This is a genomic window from Streptomyces millisiae (genome assembly GCF_031845425.1).
Lineage (GTDB): Bacteria > Actinomycetota > Actinomycetes > Streptomycetales > Streptomycetaceae > Streptomyces > Streptomyces millisiae.
Genome location: NZ_JAVREM010000323.1, coordinates 1 through 445, shown reverse-complemented (window position 1 = coordinate 445; position 445 = coordinate 1). Strand labels below are relative to the sequence as shown.

1 pseudogene is annotated in these 445 nt (G+C 67.0%); it reads left to right on the top strand.

Features of this window, described 5'->3' with window-relative positions:
• Positions 1 to 88 precede the first annotated feature (88 nt).
• A pseudogene (locus tag RNC47_RS36890) lies at positions 89 to 445 on the top strand (RNaseH domain-containing protein); the annotation flags it as partial.

The window sequence follows — 445 nt, the reverse complement described above, 5'->3', positions numbered from 1 at the left end:
AGACTACGGAGTGCCGATCCCCGAAGCTCTCGTAGGATCGGACGCAAGGTTCGACGCGAAGATCGTAGACATCGCGCCAGCCATCACAGTGGAGTTCCGCAAGATCCCCGAACTGACCATGCACGGATCCCACGACCGCTCGAGCATCGTCCAATCGAGTGGCTTCTTCCACTCTGACGACCCCGACCAGCTCGTCGCCGCCATCTGCGAAACCACCTGGGACGGCAAGCCCATCCCCAACGACGGCAAGCCCCCCACCCGCAAGGCACTCGCCGCAGCCGGGGTCGTCAGCCAGTTCCTCACCGCGGCCGACGTCCCGGCGAAGGACGAGGAGACGGACTTCCGCGCCAGCGCGGCCTTGCGCCACATCTTCCAGAACGCCGGCATCATCGATGACCGGCTCGCGCGCGCGACGTGCGCCGCGCCGGACGCCCGCATGGAAGCG